This window comes from Synechococcus sp. SynAce01, from assembly GCF_001885215.1.
GTDB lineage: Bacteria > Cyanobacteriota > Cyanobacteriia > PCC-6307 > Cyanobiaceae > Regnicoccus > Regnicoccus frigidus.
Window position 1 is genome coordinate 2,647,073 of the sequence record NZ_CP018091.1, and the last position, 14,473, is coordinate 2,661,545.

General features: G+C 62.8%; 17 protein-coding genes. 6 read left to right on the plus strand and 11 right to left on the minus strand.

Translation table 11 applies throughout. The features are described 5' to 3' along the window. Positions 1–216 precede the first annotated feature (216 nt). Complete coding sequence (locus tag BM449_RS13755) at positions 217–1,155, minus strand: IS481 family transposase (protein WP_071801696.1); 939 nt, start codon at positions 1,153–1,155, stop codon at positions 217–219. Between the two features lie 244 nt (positions 1,156–1,399). Here BM449_RS13755 and BM449_RS13760 point away from each other — a divergent pair, with 244 nt between their 5' ends. Continuing rightward, positions 1,400–1,885, plus strand: a complete 486-nt coding sequence (locus tag BM449_RS13760; protein WP_311134196.1) for a ferritin — start codon at positions 1,400–1,402, stop codon at positions 1,883–1,885. On the opposite strand, the gene BM449_RS13765 is transcribed toward BM449_RS13760, so the two are convergent. Together BM449_RS13765 and BM449_RS13770 are read right to left on the minus strand one after the other, a co-directional pair. Then, positions 1,862–2,176: a hypothetical protein gene (locus tag BM449_RS13765; RefSeq protein WP_071801700.1), complete on the minus strand. Its 315-nt coding sequence runs from the start codon at positions 2,174–2,176 to the stop codon at positions 1,862–1,864. The genes BM449_RS13760 and BM449_RS13765 overlap by 24 nt on opposite strands. Positions 2,177–2,193: 17 nt before the next feature. Further along, positions 2,194–2,796, minus strand: coding sequence for a helix-turn-helix domain-containing protein (locus BM449_RS13770; protein WP_071801702.1), 603 nt, complete (start codon positions 2,794–2,796; stop codon positions 2,194–2,196). A 117-nt stretch (positions 2,797–2,913) separates the two neighbouring features. On the opposite strand from BM449_RS13770, the gene BM449_RS13775 reads away from it, so the two are divergent. Beyond that, positions 2,914–3,144: a hypothetical protein gene (locus tag BM449_RS13775; RefSeq protein ID WP_145536804.1), complete on the plus strand. Its 231-nt coding sequence runs from the start codon at positions 2,914–2,916 to the stop codon at positions 3,142–3,144. On the opposite strand, the gene BM449_RS13780 is transcribed toward BM449_RS13775, so the two are convergent. From BM449_RS13780 to BM449_RS13800, 5 genes are read right to left on the minus strand one after another with little or no spacing between them, the layout of a single operon-like run. Then, entirely contained in the window at positions 3,141–3,638 is a 498-nt protein-coding gene (locus BM449_RS13780) for a Fur family transcriptional regulator (RefSeq protein WP_233830815.1), read from the minus strand. The two genes, BM449_RS13775 and BM449_RS13780, sit on opposite strands and share 4 nt — an antisense overlap. Before the next feature lie 53 nt (positions 3,639–3,691). Next, a complete protein-coding gene (locus tag BM449_RS13785; RefSeq protein WP_083544576.1) occupies positions 3,692–4,774 on the minus strand; it encodes a lysylphosphatidylglycerol synthase domain-containing protein in 1,083 nt (360 codons plus the stop codon). After that, positions 4,774–6,057: a nickel pincer cofactor biosynthesis protein LarC gene (gene larC / locus BM449_RS13790; RefSeq protein ID WP_071801705.1), complete on the minus strand. Its 1,284-nt coding sequence runs from the start codon at positions 6,055–6,057 to the stop codon at positions 4,774–4,776. The genes BM449_RS13785 and larC overlap by 1 nt, the downstream gene beginning before the upstream one ends. A gap of 4 nt (positions 6,058–6,061) precedes the next feature. Then, complete coding sequence (locus tag BM449_RS13795; RefSeq protein WP_071802315.1) at positions 6,062–6,736, minus strand: hypothetical protein; 675 nt, start codon at positions 6,734–6,736, stop codon at positions 6,062–6,064. Positions 6,737–6,772: 36 nt separating this feature from the next. Then, positions 6,773–7,492, minus strand: a complete 720-nt coding sequence (locus BM449_RS13800) for a hypothetical protein (protein WP_233831378.1) — start codon at positions 7,490–7,492, stop codon at positions 6,773–6,775. A gap of 82 nt (positions 7,493–7,574) precedes the next feature. Here BM449_RS13800 and BM449_RS13805 point away from each other — a divergent pair, with 82 nt between their 5' ends. Beyond that, positions 7,575–8,480 (plus strand): tetratricopeptide repeat protein, encoded by a 906-nt coding sequence (locus BM449_RS13805; RefSeq protein WP_071801708.1) that lies wholly within the window; start codon positions 7,575–7,577, stop codon positions 8,478–8,480. Here BM449_RS13805 and BM449_RS13810 read toward each other — a convergent pair. Further along, positions 8,410–8,724, minus strand: coding sequence for a hypothetical protein (locus tag BM449_RS13810; protein WP_083544577.1), 315 nt, complete (start codon positions 8,722–8,724; stop codon positions 8,410–8,412). The genes BM449_RS13805 and BM449_RS13810 overlap by 71 nt on opposite strands. A gap of 77 nt (positions 8,725–8,801) precedes the next feature. Between BM449_RS13810 and xth the strand changes: the two genes are divergently transcribed. After that, positions 8,802–9,620, plus strand: coding sequence for an exodeoxyribonuclease III (gene xth, locus BM449_RS13815; RefSeq protein ID WP_071801710.1), 819 nt, complete (start codon positions 8,802–8,804; stop codon positions 9,618–9,620). Between the two features lie 70 nt (positions 9,621–9,690). Here xth and BM449_RS13820 read toward each other — a convergent pair whose 3' ends face one another. Further along, entirely contained in the window at positions 9,691–11,196 is a 1,506-nt protein-coding gene (locus tag BM449_RS13820; protein WP_233831380.1) for an FAD-linked oxidase C-terminal domain-containing protein, read from the minus strand. A 187-nt stretch (positions 11,197–11,383) separates the two neighbouring features. On the opposite strand from BM449_RS13820, the gene hemL reads away from it, so the two are divergent. Then, positions 11,384–12,670: a glutamate-1-semialdehyde 2,1-aminomutase gene (gene hemL, locus BM449_RS13825; protein ID WP_071802316.1), complete on the plus strand. Its 1,287-nt coding sequence runs from the start codon at positions 11,384–11,386 to the stop codon at positions 12,668–12,670. A gap of 96 nt (positions 12,671–12,766) precedes the next feature. On the opposite strand, the gene BM449_RS13830 is transcribed toward hemL, so the two are convergent. After that, positions 12,767–13,267 (minus strand): Rrf2 family transcriptional regulator, encoded by a 501-nt coding sequence (locus BM449_RS13830; protein WP_233830817.1) that lies wholly within the window; start codon positions 13,265–13,267, stop codon positions 12,767–12,769. Positions 13,268–13,547: 280 nt separating this feature from the next. On the opposite strand from BM449_RS13830, the gene BM449_RS13835 reads away from it, so the two are divergent. Beyond that, positions 13,548–14,453, plus strand: coding sequence for a class I SAM-dependent methyltransferase (locus BM449_RS13835; protein ID WP_071801712.1), 906 nt, complete (start codon positions 13,548–13,550; stop codon positions 14,451–14,453). Positions 14,454–14,473: the final 20 nt, after the last annotated feature.

Below are 14,473 nucleotides of genomic sequence, written 5' to 3' on the forward strand. Positions count from 1 at the left end.
ATTCACCCACAGGAAGAGCGATTGTTCACTGATACCCATCCGACCTTGCTGATCCGGCTGGGTTTCTCCGCCTTGTTATTCACCGTGATTTTTGGTGCGATCGCGGTAGCCAGTGTCGGAAGCAGGCCACTGCAGCTCCAGGTCTTGGAGCTGCCGGGCGATCGCCCGGCTGTGCAAGGGCACAACGCAGATCGCTAGATGTGCTTTCTCACCAGGTCATTCAGCGATCAGCAGCCGCTGGAGGCATTGCTGAGGCGTGAGGCCACCGAGAGCCATGTGGCACCTGCTGCCGTTATAGATCCCCAGATAGCGGGGTAGCCAGCGGTTGCGTTCATCCGATGTTTGGTAGGCGATCACGTAAGCCCATTCCGCCAGGATGGTTTTGATGAACCGTTCGGCCTTCCCGTTGGTCTGCGGCGTGTAGGGCTTGGTGCGGATGGGCTTGAGATCCAAGGCGCGACAGGCTTTTCGCCAGTCTCCAGAGCGGTAGGAGGGGCCGTTGTCTGAGAGGATCCGCCGACAGGTGATCCCCTGCTCAGAGAACCAGCCGACGGCACGGGCCAGGAATCCAACGGTCGTCTCCTTCTGCTCATCAGCCAGCACTTCGACGTAGGCCAGGCGGGTGGCGTCGTCGATCGCGACATGTACCTTCTCGTAGCCGGCACCTCGGGAGGAGCCTTGACGACGGTCGCCGGTGATGCGGTGGCCGACCCGCTCAAACCTGGCCAGCTGTTTGATGTCGACATGGATCATGTCCCCGGGGCGCTCCCACTGGTAGCGACGAACAAGACGTTTGGGGTCAAGGTTCTTCAGGCGTCCCAGGCCCAGGCCCTTCATGAGCCGACCAACGGTGGAGAGGGGCGCACAGAGAGCCCTGGCGATGCGGCGGAGCGTGCAGCGCTGGTGCCGCAGGTCTACAGCCTGCTGGAGTTGCTGCGGATCGAGCGTCCGCCGCTGGCTGCGGCGAACACTCCGTCGATCCGCCAGTGCCGCTACGCCGCCTGCTCGAAACCTGGAGAGCCACTTGTAGGCCGTACGCAGGCTGATCCCGGCTTGTGCTGCAAGGGCTTTGAGTGGCACGCCTTCATCGAGATGCCGGCGGATGAGCCGTTCCCGACTGATGGGTGTCAGTCGGGCCAGAGGGTGGCTATGCATGGTGTGTGAGGTCTTGGGACGGTGGTGACACTCCGACCCTGGCGACCTCACACCCCCTTGTCAGCTGAACAACGTGGTGGGACTACACAGCTAGAGCCGAATCAAACCCTTGGCTGGGTGTCCTCCTATTCTGATTGTCAATTCAGGTACCACCATGGTTTCAGATGTCATACAAGCGTCCAAAGCTCTGGGGACCGGGGGAAGAGCCGTCTCGCAGCCCCTCGAAGAAGCCCTGCTCGATGGCTTGCAGCAGCACCTGAGCATGGAACTCAATGCCAGTTCGGCCTACTGGGCCCTGGCCATCTGGTTCGCCGAGCGGGAATTCCGCGGTTTCTCGCTCTACTTCAAGCAGGAATCAGATCAGGAACGCGGACACGCCGGCATCTTTGCCGATTATTTGGTTGGTCGCGGTCAGCCTGTCGCCCTCGATGCCATCGACAAGCCCCGCCAGAACTGGGACAGCCTCGAAGAGGTCTTCGCCGCTGTATTCCAGATTGAAACAGAGGTCACCACCTCCCTGATGCAGCTTTATTCGCTGGCGGAACGTTCCGGTGACGTGCGCACCACCGTCTTCCTTGACCCGTTGATCGAAAAGCAAACGGGCGCCGAGGCCGAGTCGGCTCACCTGCTCGGACGGCTTCGGCTGTGCGAAAACAATCCGGCGGCCCTGCTGCTACTCGACGGCGAACTGTTCGCCGGTCAGTCTTCACCCGCCAGCATGGGCAGCTGAGCCTCCGGGCCTTGGGCTGCGCCGGGTGAGTTCCAACAGGAACTCAATTCCGAGCGGGTCGAGATTGGGTTGCTGTTTGAGCTGGCGGGCAATGGCCTGCAGTTCGCACTGACGTTGCTGGAGCTGCTGCTGTTCCGCTCGTAGGCGAGCAAGCAGCCCCTTGGCCTGGCAACAGCCCAGATCCATGGCGATTCTTTTGTTGCGGCCATGGATCCGGCCCATTTCGCGGCAGAGTCCGCCCACCAAGCTGCCGACCTGATTGGGAAGGCGAGGGGGAGGCGCGGTCTGCATCAGCCTTGGATCAGATCTCATGTCGCTTCGAGCGGGGCCGATTCCACCAGCGCTGGAGCCAGTCGCAACACCGCTTCGCCGGCTGGGGATTGCAGCAGATCGGCCTGACGGATCCTGGAGATCAAGCGGGTGGTGGTGACCCGGGTAGTGCCGATCAATTCACCGATTCGCTCATGGGTGAGGCGGAATGGCAGGTCGCACCAGGAACCGCAGCGGCGGCCCAGCCGCCTGACCAGCAGGCCAAGCAAGGCATGGAGGCGTTGCTCAGCGCTGCCGAGGTGGCGGATGCGCAGCAGTTGCAACGTCCACTCATTGACAGGATCGAAGCCGTCACCGCTGAGAGCTTCGGAATCGCTGCGGAAACAGAGAGGCGTGAGTGCTTCGACGCAGACCCCTTCACTGCAGAGCCGATCGGTGCGCAACAGGTCACCGGCCTGAAGAAAGGCCAGGGTCATGCCCTCGGTTTCTTCACAGGGGCAAAACACCCTGGCGATGCCTTCGAGCACTTCAATGCAGTGACCACCAGGACCGGAGCGCGTGCTGGGATCCAGCAGCACCGTCTGGCCGACGGGCATGCGTACGGAAGCGGCTGGCGTGTCAGGCAAAAAGCGAAAAGCCACGGGTCGGGGCTATTGCGAATGACTCGCAATCTAAACAGTCGACCGGCTTTCTTGCAAGTGGTTCTCAATAGCAATTGGTAGTTGCAAATGACCTGGTGCTTTTTGAGCCCCCGATCTGTGCGATCCGCACGCTGGGCCAACGAAGACTGGCGGCAGAGTTTCAGCGACCCGATCCACAACCTCAACGCCATGATCCGAATCCTGGGTGATCGCGACAGCCTGCTGGCCGCTCTCACCGCCCACTGGGCCGACCAATCCATCGGCCTGAGCGCGCCACCACAAGCTGCCGATCGCTTCGCACTCCAGCGTCGTGTTCAGGGCGCTAAGTCGCGCCGATCTGCCGACTAGAAGCTGGATTGGGCGCCCGACTCGCCTCTGTCCTGGCAGTTGCGGCAAAGGGCCCTGACATTGAGAACGCATTCGATCAGGCGAAATCCCTGGGCGCTGGCGGCCTGCTCGCCTGCGGTAAGCACCGGGGCACTCTCGAATTCCTCGGTGCGGCCGCAGCCGATGCAGACAAGATGGTGGTGGTCGCGGTGGGTGTCACTGAACAACTCAAAGCGACGCCCCCCTTCGGGCAGTTCCAGCTCCCGCAACAGCTCCATCGCGCTGAGCAGGCGCAGGGTGCGATAAACCGTAGCCAGCGACACTTTCTCTTCTGCCCCCAGCAGGCGCTGGTGCACCTCCTCAGCGCTGAGGTGACTACCTTCGCCGATGCGTTTGAACAGGGCTAGAACCTTCTGCCGCTGGGGCGTGAGCCTCTGGCCCCGGCCATGCAGGCTGGTGCGCAGTTCAGTGGCCTGCAGTGGTTCGCCGCTGAGGGGGGTGGTACGGGCAGACACGAACACAACCCTGTCGTTCTCAATAGTAAGGGCAGTTGCGAATTTTTGACGACTTAAGCCGTTGGGCCGCTTGGGCCCATGGAGCCGGTGGCGGCCCGGGCTGATCGCCGGCGCTCAGCGGTGGCCACCAGGGCGTCATCGAGCCAGGACGTCAGGGCCGCCAACACGTCGGCCAGGGTGACCAGCAGCCGGTAACTGAGGGCAACCGCCAGCAGTGGGGCCTCAGGGATCTCCAGACCAAGGCGCAACAACAGCACCGCCTCGAACACCCCCAGCCCGCCTGGCGCGCCCGGCACCACCAGACCGACGGTCCAGGCCAGCAGAAAGCCCGCCAACCAACTGGGCCAGGCCAAGCTCAGCTGCTGGTCAAAGGCGAGCACACAGCAGGCGAAACCCAGGAAACGCAGCAACACAAACACCAGCTGGGGCAGTAGCGGCAGCAGCGGATAACCAGGCAGGGCGAATGGCACCAGGGCCTCCACCTCGTCGGGGCGAAGCTCCAAAGCCAATTGGCGAGCCCGACGTCGCTCCAGCCTGGCGAGCAGGGGATTAAGCCAGCGCGGACCCAGCACAACCAATGGCAGCAGGGCCAGCAGGCTCAGACCGCCCTGCCAGCCACCCAGGGGGATCAACAACAGGGCAGCACTGGCCGCCAGGATCGGATCAAGCAGCACGGCCACCAGGGCCTGGGGCGTGGTCAGGCTCGAGCCTGCTGGGACACTCAGCAAGGCGGCTTCGCCATTGGCCTTGGCTTGCTCGCCCAGGCGCAGCCGTTGCACCCTGGCCGCCAGATGCCAGATGCCTCCAGGCAAATACTTAAGCAGGTTGGAGCGCAGGTAGAAGCGCACGCAGGCGTCCCAGGCAGGCCGAAAGCCGAGCCAGCGCAGCCCCACCGTCCAGGCCAGACCATTGACCACCAGGCTCAGCAGGCTGATGCCGATGCCGATCGTCAGCCACAGCCAACCCTGGGGGTCGAGGCGCGTGGCCAGTAGCTGGGGCCCATTGCCGAGCAGGGCGGCGGCGACGAAGCCGAAGCTCAGCAGGCTCACCCAAAGGCGCGACCCACCCGGGAGTGGGTGCTTGGCCAGCCAGGCCGGCCAACGGCGCAGAAAAGAGAGGGAGGGGAACGTCGGCATCAAACGACTCGACCTGTCTGTTCAGCATTGTCGTTGCCGGTGTCATTGCCGATGCCATGCAGCTCGCCATGCTCCAGACCCAGGGCGTGGTTCACGCCATCGCGCAGCTGGCGCAGGCTGAGGCCGTGCTGCCGGGCCAGGGCCGCCAGGTCGTCGTACTCGGGTTTGGTGCGCTCGCTGCCATCGGGAAGCCGGGCCACTTTCAGCCGGACCGGTCCCCAGGGAGTGCTCAGTTGACGCATCCGCCGCGGCAGATGCCAGCGCTGCTGCAGCTGTTCGCGCACCCCCAGGCTGCTGCTGTGGCGCCACCAGATCGCGCGCAAGCCCTCGGCCTGATCAGGGCGTGCAACCAGCGTAATCACCAGGCCGCTGCGGCCTTTCTTCATCTGGGCCGCCTGGGTGAACACCTCCAGGGCCCCAGCAGCCCGAAGCTCCTCGGCCAGGAAGGCCAGATCCTCGGCGCTGGCGTCATCCATCTGGGCTTGCTGCAGCAGCACCGTCTCCAACCGGGGCCCATCGGAGCTTGATGGCGCGTCAGCCAACGGGTCGGGGTTCTGCGCCAACCAGAGGCGCAGCAGATTGGGACGGTCGTCCAGCTGCCGGTGGCCCAGGCCGATCCCCACGGCAGCCGGCACCATCGGCGGCGAGGCGCCAAAACTCTCGGCCCAGGCGGCGATCAGGGCCAGACCCGTGGGCGTGGTCAACTCGCCAGGCGGCAAACCCGCGCCACCTGCCAAAGGGATGCGATGACGGCGGGCCAGCTCCAGCACCGCAGGAGCTGGCAAAGGCAGCAGGCCGTGGGCCGTGGTCACCGAACCATGGCCTGCCGGCAGCGGCGAACAGATCAGCCGATCAACGCCGAAATGCAGCAAGCCAGCGCAGACCCCCACCACATCGACAACGGCATCCACCGCCCCCACTTCGTGGAAATGAACAGACTCCGCGGCATGGCCGTGGACGGCGCCCTCGGCCTCGGCCAAACAACCGAACACCTTGAGCACCTGCTGCTTCAGCGTCGGATCGATCGGGCCGTCGCTGATTCGCTGGCGCAGGTCAAGCCAGGTTCGCTGCGGCGGTTGCGCCTCCAGCAGCTCCAGCGTGAGGCGAGAACCGCGCAGCCCACCACTGCGCGCCTGTTCACAGCGCAAGCGGTAGGCAGCGTCAAATCCGAGGCTGGCCAACGGGCCCTCCACAACGGAATGGGGCAGGCCCAAATCGAACAGGGCCGCCAGCACCATGTCGCCGGCCACGCCGGTGGGGCAATCGAGGTAGGCCAGGCCCATGGCTTCAGCGCATCAGGCGGGGGGCTGCGGCCAGCAGTTGCTCGGCGCGGCTCTCGAGCTGGTCACGCTGCCGGCGCAACAACTGCTCAACTTCCCGGCGCGCCCGCCTTTGCTCCAGCTGGGCTGTGGCCACATCAAATCCCGACAATCCCCACAGCCGCCCGAGCAGGGCCCTGTCATCGCCGCCGCCTCTGGAGCTGCCATAGAGCAGTGTTTCGGCGGCGATACCGGCCTGGAGCACCCGGCTCCAGCGGCGCAGATCTTCGGCTGCCAACTTGGCGTGGGCTGGCGGTTCGAATTCGGTGCTGCCATTGACGTTGAGGCCGGCCCGCAGGCAGGCCAGGCTGCCGATCAACACCCGCCGGATCGGCAGGTCATTGCATTCAGCCAGCAGCGAATGGCCCGCCTCATGGATGGCGATTCGCCGCAGGCGCGCCTGGCCGCCTGGCAGGGCTTCAGCCAGCAAATGCCCGCCGCGCCCACCAAACCGCACCCCATCAACGGTGATCGCCACCAAGGCACCGCCCGCCGCCAAGGCGATCAACCAGGGGGAGATCCCCAGCAGTGGCCCCAACACCGCCAGCGCTGTCACGCTGGCCACGGCGATGCCAGCGCTGAGCGTGGCGACGGAGCCATCGCCGGGATCGCCGGGTGTCCCTGGCGAACGACCAGTTGCCAGGGATTCAGTGGATTTGGGGCGCTCCTCAGGCAAGGTTCAGCCCCCCGGCCGGATGATCGCGCTGCGCAGACCCGCGCGTGGCTGGATCTCGCCATGGCTAGCGCTTGACTTGCCGTTTCGCTTGTTACTGCCGCGATCCTTGCCGCCGCGGTTGCCGCGCTGGGCCACTGGAGCGATCACTTCATAGCGCTCCGTGCACAGATGGCTGCCCTGACGACGTAGGTCAAGGGAAACGAAGTGACGCAGGTGCTCCAGGGGAATCTCGCCCTTGAGCTGCAATTTGAATGGCTGAACGCGGCTGCCGTCGGCGCGGGGCTTCTGGCGGATCTTGATTACCACCTCGCCACTCTCAGGTCGGGTGTAGATCAACTCGCCGCGAACGGAGAAGTAGTCGTCTCCCTCGGGAAGTTCATCGCCGTTGCCTGGGCTCGATTCCGCCGTCTCCACAGGCTCAGCGGCTGTGGGGGAGTCGAGGGTGCTCGGCTCCCAGACGCCAACGATCTGGAGGTGGAGGTTGTCGGTTTCGCGCAGACGTGGGTAGACGACCCAGAGATGGGGAGTGGCCATGTCGAGGTGGCGGCGAACCAGGCTGAGCACACGACCCAGTACAACGGCTTCGATCTCGGTGCCGTCGTCGCTGCGGATCACACCGCGGCTGGGCTGCTCGGCGTCGGTCGGAACGTACTGACCGCGGACCAAGCCAATGGCCCGGTACTGCATCGGTTCGGTAACCGGGGAAATCGGATGGTGACGCATTGTGAGGGGGGGCAACCAATGGCCCAGTGCGCAATCTAGCCAGGCCTCCAGGCAGCAGACTCAGGGGCAAACGAATTCAGCCATGGCTCCCCGCCTGACCGTTGGTGGCATCGTCGGCGCCCCCCGGGGCCTCTGGCTGGGTGGGTCTGCACTGCTTCTCGCCCTTGCCGCGTTGTCGGCCGGCTGGTGGCTGGGCCAGCGCGGCTTCGGCATGGCCGGCGCTGATCGCTCCGAGCAAGAAGCGCTCAAGCAAGTCAATTTGCTCCAGGAGGATCTCAGCAGCGGCAAAGCCACCGCCAGCCAGCAACAACGCTTGCTGGAATTGCTGTTGGCACTTCAAAAGAATGCCGAAGCCACGGCGTTGCTGGAGCGAATGGCGGATCAGCAGCCCGATCGCTGGCCACTGCGGTTGATGCTGGCCGAACTAAGGCGCGATCAGAATGACCGCAAGGGAGCCGAGCGCGAGGTACGCCAGCTGCTCAACATCAAGCCCGACCGGATCGAAGCCCTGCAACTGATGGCCTTGCTCCAATTCGAGCAGGGGCGGGGCGAACAGGCCCAAAGCCAGCTGGAGGCCGCCCACAAGGCAGCGTCCAAGTCCACTCAGCAAGCAGAGCCCGCCCAGCAAGCCAAGGCGCTGCAGGTCGGCCTGCTGCTCGCAGACCTCTTACAACGCCGGGGGAAGCAACAGGAGGCCGATCAGCTCTACCGGAAGCTGGCCAAAGACCATCCCAACAGCATGGAACCCAGCTTGGCTCTGGCCCTGCTCAGCCATGAGCGCGGCCAGACCCAGGCCGCCCTAAACCTTCTCGCTGAAGCCAGGAAACGGCTTCCTGATCCCCAGGATCCCCGGCTGGATCAGGTGGCGGCCTCCTGGGGACTGGCCCCCTTGCGAGAGGCCGCCAATGGCCAGGCTCCTAGGGCGCCATCACCCCTGCCGATCCAGGGATCTGGGGCCCCGCTGGCCCCTGGACCTCCAGCTCCCTGAGGGCACGGTCGACAGCATCGCCGGGATTGGTGGCGTCTTTGAGGCCCTGACTGCGGCGAAGCATGTTCATCAGCTCAAGTGGATTGGTGGCGTCGATGATCCCCTTTTCCTTGGCAGGGCCGTCATCGAAGAACTGTCGCTGCTGCAGCGATTGGCCGCTCCCTGTGCCAACCCCCAAGCCTTCGGCACCGGCCGGAGACAGGAGGAAAGGAACGCTGAGCAAGGCCAAGGCGCTGAGAGCCATGCAACGGGCCATGGCGAAACAGGCGGAGGTTATGGGGCAATGCTAAGGGTCTTCGCCAACGGCTCGACCCGCCCGCCATGCGCATCGCCACCTGGAACGTGAATTCCGTCCGCAGCCGGCTTGAGCAGGTGCTGGCCTGGCTGGAGCGGCAACGCCCCGATGTGCTTTGCCTTCAGGAAACCAAGGTCGAGGACCATCTGTTCCCCGCTGAGGCCTTCGAAGCCCTGGGTTACAGCGCTGCCATCAGCGGTCAGAAGGCTTACAACGGTGTCGCCATCCTCAGCCAACTCCCCCTGGAGGATGTGAAGGTTGGCTTTGGCGCTCTGTTGCCAGGCGATGGGGCCGCCGGACCCTTGAGTGAACAGAAACGGCTGATCAGCGCCCTGGTGGATGGGGTGCGGGTGCTGAACCTCTACGTCCCGAATGGATCGGCTCTGGGCAGCGAGAAATACGCCTACAAGCTCGATTGGCTGTCCTGTTTGCGGCGCTATCTCGAGGCCCAGGGCGAGCAGGCCGAGGCGCTCTGCATGGTGGGAGATTTCAACATCGCCCTGGAGGACCGGGACATCCACGACCCTGGCCGTCTGGGCGGCGGCATCATGGCCAGCGACGCCGAGCGCCAGGCCCTGCGCGCGGCATTAAGCGATCGGCTGCACGATGTCTTCCGTCTCTTCGAGCCCAACGGAGAGCATTGGAGCTGGTGGGACTACCGCAGCGGCGCCTGGGACCGCGACCGGGGCTGGCGGATCGATCACATCTACCTCACAGACGATCTGATCGCCTGCGCCACCGGCTGTGCCATCGACAAAGTGGTCCGCGGCAACACCCAACCCAGCGACCATGCCCCGGTGGTGGTGAATCTGCAGTGGCCAGAAGAAGACATCGATGACGACTAAATCAAGTCGATCAGCCTCGATCAACCGCTGGTCTCTAAGAAGACGGGCATGAACGGGAAAGGGTCCTGGCTCAGAACACTTCCACAGTTTCGGGGACCACATCTGCGCCGATCCCATCCCTGTAGATGGTCAGGCTGCGGGCCCGCCGAGCCGATTCGCCACAACTGCGCGGGGTGGGGAACAGTTTGCCGGGGTTGGCGCGACCTTCGGGATCAAATGCCCGGCGCACCCGTTGCATGGTGGCCAGATCCTCGGGGCTGAACATCCAGTCGAGATAGCAGCGCTTGTCGGAGCCGACCCCGTGCTCACCGGTGATGCTGCCGCCGGCATCAATGCACAGACGCAAAATGTCGGCTCCCAGTTCCTGGACGCGATCCAACACGCCGGGGCTGCTGGCGTCGTAGAGGATCAGGGGGTGAAGATTGCCATCACCGGCATGGAAGACGTTGGCCACCGGCAGTTTGTAGCGGGCGCTCAGGGCTTCAATCGCCGCCAGCACGGCCGGTAGGGCACTGCGCGGAACCACCCCATCCTGAACGTAATAGGTGGGGGTGATCCGGCCCACCGCTGCAAAAGCAGACTTGCGACCTTTCCAGAGCAGGGCCCGATCCGCTTCGCTGCGGGCCCGACGGATCGAGCGGGCACCGGCCAGGCGGCAGAGGTCGATCGTGTGCTCTGCCGCCGCGCTCACTTCCTCGCTGCGGCCATCGAGCTCAATCAGCAGCACAGCGGCCGCATCTCGCGGGTATTCGTCGTGGCCGAAGAGGTCGTCGACCGCATTGATGGTGAAGTTATCCATGATCTCCATCCCAGCCGGCAACACCGCCGCCGCCGTGACACTGCGCACCGCCTCACCGGCGGCCTCCATCGCACTGAAATCGGCAAGCAGCACTTCAACGGTCTGCGGTTGGGGCAGCAGCCGCAGGGTGATGGCCGTGGCAATGCCGAGGGTGCCTTCGCTGCCGATGAACACACCACGCAAATCCAGTCCCGGCATCTCCGCCAACGAACCGCCCAGCCGGGTGATCTGGCCATCGGGCAAGACCACCTCCAGCTCGAGCACGTGGTTGCTGGTGACGCCGTATTTGAGGCAATGCACCCCACCGGCGTTCTCAGCCACGTTGCCGCCGATGCTGCAGACCACCTGGCTGGAGGGATCGGGGGCGTAATAAAAGCCTTCGCCGCTCACCGCCCGGGTCACCCAGCTGTTGACCACCCCGGGCTGCACGGTGATGCGCTGATTCTCCAGATCGAGAGCCAGCACCGAGCGCATGCGGCTGGTCACCACCAGCAGGGCTTCCTGTTCCACCACCGCTCCGCCGGAGAGGCCGGTGCCACTGCCCCGCGCCACGAACGGCACTCCCAGCTCATGGCAGCAGCGCAGAATGGCGGCCACTTGCTCGGTGGTTTCCGGCAGCACCACCAGCGGGGGCTCATGCCGGTGCAGGGTAAGGCCGTCGCTGTCATAGGTGAGCAGCTCCTGGCGCTTCGCCACGAGGGCCCGCGCTGGCAGGATCCGTCGCAGACGTTGCTCAATTCGCTTCCAGGGAAGGCACAAGGTGCTGGGCGTATCCACCAAGGAAAGCAGGTTCAGCCATCTGGACTTTAACGAGCAGGCGCCAGCTCAGCGAAATCGTCCGTTGTTGCGTAAGGATGGGAAATGGTTTCGCATCTGAGGGCTGGTCTTGCCGCTTCAGTTGCCGGAGCACCTCCTGACGTCTGCGGATTCAGCTTTGACTACGGCCCCCGTATCGGCTCCTGCCCTGAACACCGACCGGTCCCAGGAACTGTTCAACGCCGCTCTCAAGCTGATGCCGGGCGGCGTGAGTTCCCCGGTGCGGGCTTTTCGCTCCGTGGGCGGGCAGCCGATCGTCTTTGACCGCGTCAAAGGGGCCTACGCCTGGGATGTGGATGGCAACCGCTACATCGATTACATCGGCAGTTGGGGGCCGGCGATCTGCGGCCACGCCCATCCCGAGGTGATCGCCGCCCTGCATCAGGCCCTCGACAAGGGCACCAGCTTTGGCGCCCCCTGCGCCCTGGAGAACCGGTTGGCGGAACTGGTGATCGAGGCGGTCCCCAGCGTGGAGATGGTGCGCTTCGTCAACTCCGGCACCGAAGCCTGCATGTCGGTGCTGCGGCTGATGCGTGCCTTCACTGGCCGCGAGAAGCTGATCAAGTTCGAAGGCTGTTACCACGGCCACGCCGACATGTTCCTGGTCAAGGCCGGCTCCGGCGTTGCCACGCTCGGCCTGCCCGATTCCCCCGGCGTGCCCCGCAGCACCACCGCCAACACCCTCACCGCCCCGTACAACGACCTGGAGGCCGTTAAAAAGCTCTTTGCCGAAAATCCGGGCGAAATCGCCGGGGTGATCCTGGAGCCGGTGGTGGGCAATGCCGGCTTCATCGTGCCCGAACCGGGCTTTCTGGAAGGCTTGCGCGAACTCACCCGCGACCACGGCGCCCTGCTCACCTTCGATGAGGTGATGACCGGCTTCCGCATCGCCTACGGCGGCGCCCAGGCCAAGTTCGGTGTCACCCCCGACCTCACCACCCTGGGCAAGGTGATCGGCGGTGGTCTGCCCGTGGGGGCCTACGGCGGCCGAGCCGACATCATGGACCTGGTGGCTCCGGCCGGTCCGATGTATCAGGCCGGCACCCTTAGCGGCAATCCCCTGGCGATGACCGCCGGAATCAAAACCCTCGAACTGCTCAAGCAACCCGGCACCTACGAGCGCCTGGACACAATCACCCAGCGTCTCTGCGCAGGCATCCTGGCGGCGGGCAAGGAAGCTGGGCTGCCGATCAGCGGCGCCCACATCAGCGCCATGTTCGGCTTCTTCCTCTGTGATGGCCCGGTGCGCAACTTCGAGGAGGCCAAGGCGGCCGACACCGCCAAATTCGGCCAGCTGCACCGCGCCATGCTTGAGCGGGGCGTGTATCTGGCCCCCAGCGCCTTCGAAGCGGGCTTCACGTCCCTGGCCCACAGCGACTCCGACATCGACGCCACCCTCACCGCCTTCAGGGCCTGCTTCGCCGCGATCGCCTGAGGGTTGCGGCTGCAGGCAGCAAGTGCCAGGTCTGGCGGGCTTGCAGCGAACACTTTCAGGGCACTTGCGGCGAAAGCGATTTCAGCCTGGGCAGCTTCAGCCCAGCATCAGGCCGCCGTCCTCGCGCAGATACTCCTGCCAACTGCGCAGGTCATAAACGAGCTCTTCGAGGCTCAGCAACGCCAGTTCCCGCTCCAGAGCAAGGCGAAGCCGGCGCTCCAGGGCCTGGGCCACCCGTTCTCCAGCCAACTCTGGGCCGGGCTCCAGCCCTTCAGCCACTGACTCTGTAACTGATTCTGGTACTGAATCTGGAGCTGGCTCGCTGACTGGATCAGCGGCCGGATCGGCCCCCACGGCCCTGAGCACCTCCACCAGGGAAATTGCTGCGGGCTTGCGGCTGAGTCGATAGCCGCCGCTGCGGCCCCGCCGCGCCTCCACCAACCCCGCGCGGCGCAGCAGCAACAGCACCTGCTCCAGCATCGGGGCCGGCATCTCCTGGCTGGAAGCCAGATCGGGCCCTGAACGCCAGCGTTCGGGCTCCAACGCAAGCTCCAGCAAAGCCTGGATCGCCTGCAGGCCCCGGCGCTTGAGCATCATTTTACTTGCTCAAGGCGCACACAACCGCCAAACTAGGCCAGCAGGAATTTTCTATTATGCAAACATATGACTTCTGGGTCTGCATAAATTGCAGAAACGAGAAGAACTCCTTTCCGGAACTGGCTCCAGAACTGCTGGTGCTGGTACAAGCTTCTACTCTGAAGACTGGGAGTGCTTAGCCTAGAAAAATATTAATACAGGAATCGCGATCGGGCGGCCCATTTAGCAACTTACGACTAAACTTTTTCATTTTCAGGAGTTCTACGTGCTTGGTAAAATATTGAGCAGGCTCATCACGGGAAAGCCGAGATACAGAAGCGCTCCAAAAATTGAAATCTCAAGTGTAATATCCTATGAAGACTATATAAATATTGCAAATGACGAGCTGAGGACCGACTTAATTAATTTAATATTTGAGAAGAAGCTCGCCCTTGACTCTTCTAAGCAGTTTGCATACAATGGCTACTGCTATGTGTTCAAGGCTTTTGTCGACTTTATTGTAGATTATGATTATGCTTATAAAGTAGATAATATCTTGATGCCAAATTGGAGAGAAAGACTAGCATGTCCAGTCTGTCATCTCAACAACAGAATGCGTGCCGCTGTTCATATATTTAGACTAGAAACTCAAGCAAATGAAAACGCAAAAATCTATATCACTGAACAAACGACTATTCTTTGCAAGCTATTCCAGCAATCTTACAAGAATACATGTGGTAGCGAGTATCTAGGAGAGCTTGTAAGGCGTGGAAGCAGCAACAGCAATGGAATCAGAAACGAAGATCTTACGAACTTATCGTTTAATTCAAACAGATTCGACGCAATATTGTCATTCGACGTTTTAGAGCATATTCCAAACTACAAGAAAGCACTAGAAGAGTGCTACCGCTGCATTAAGCCTGGTGGGTCAATATTTATTAGTGCACCTTTTGAGCTTGCTTCTAAAAAGAATATAATGCGAGCTTACTTGTGTCAAGCAGGAGGCTTGGTCCATCTGCTGCCCCCCGAATATCACGGCGATCCAATTAATCCTGAAGGATGTCTTTGCTTTTATCATTTTGGCTGGGATATTCTCGATGATCTTAGAGAGGTGGGATTTAGTGATGCCAAAGCCCTTCTTTATTGGTCTAAAGAATTTGGGTATTTAGGCGGTGAACAATTAATACTTGTGGCACAAAAAGAATGATAAATATTATACTGCCTAGG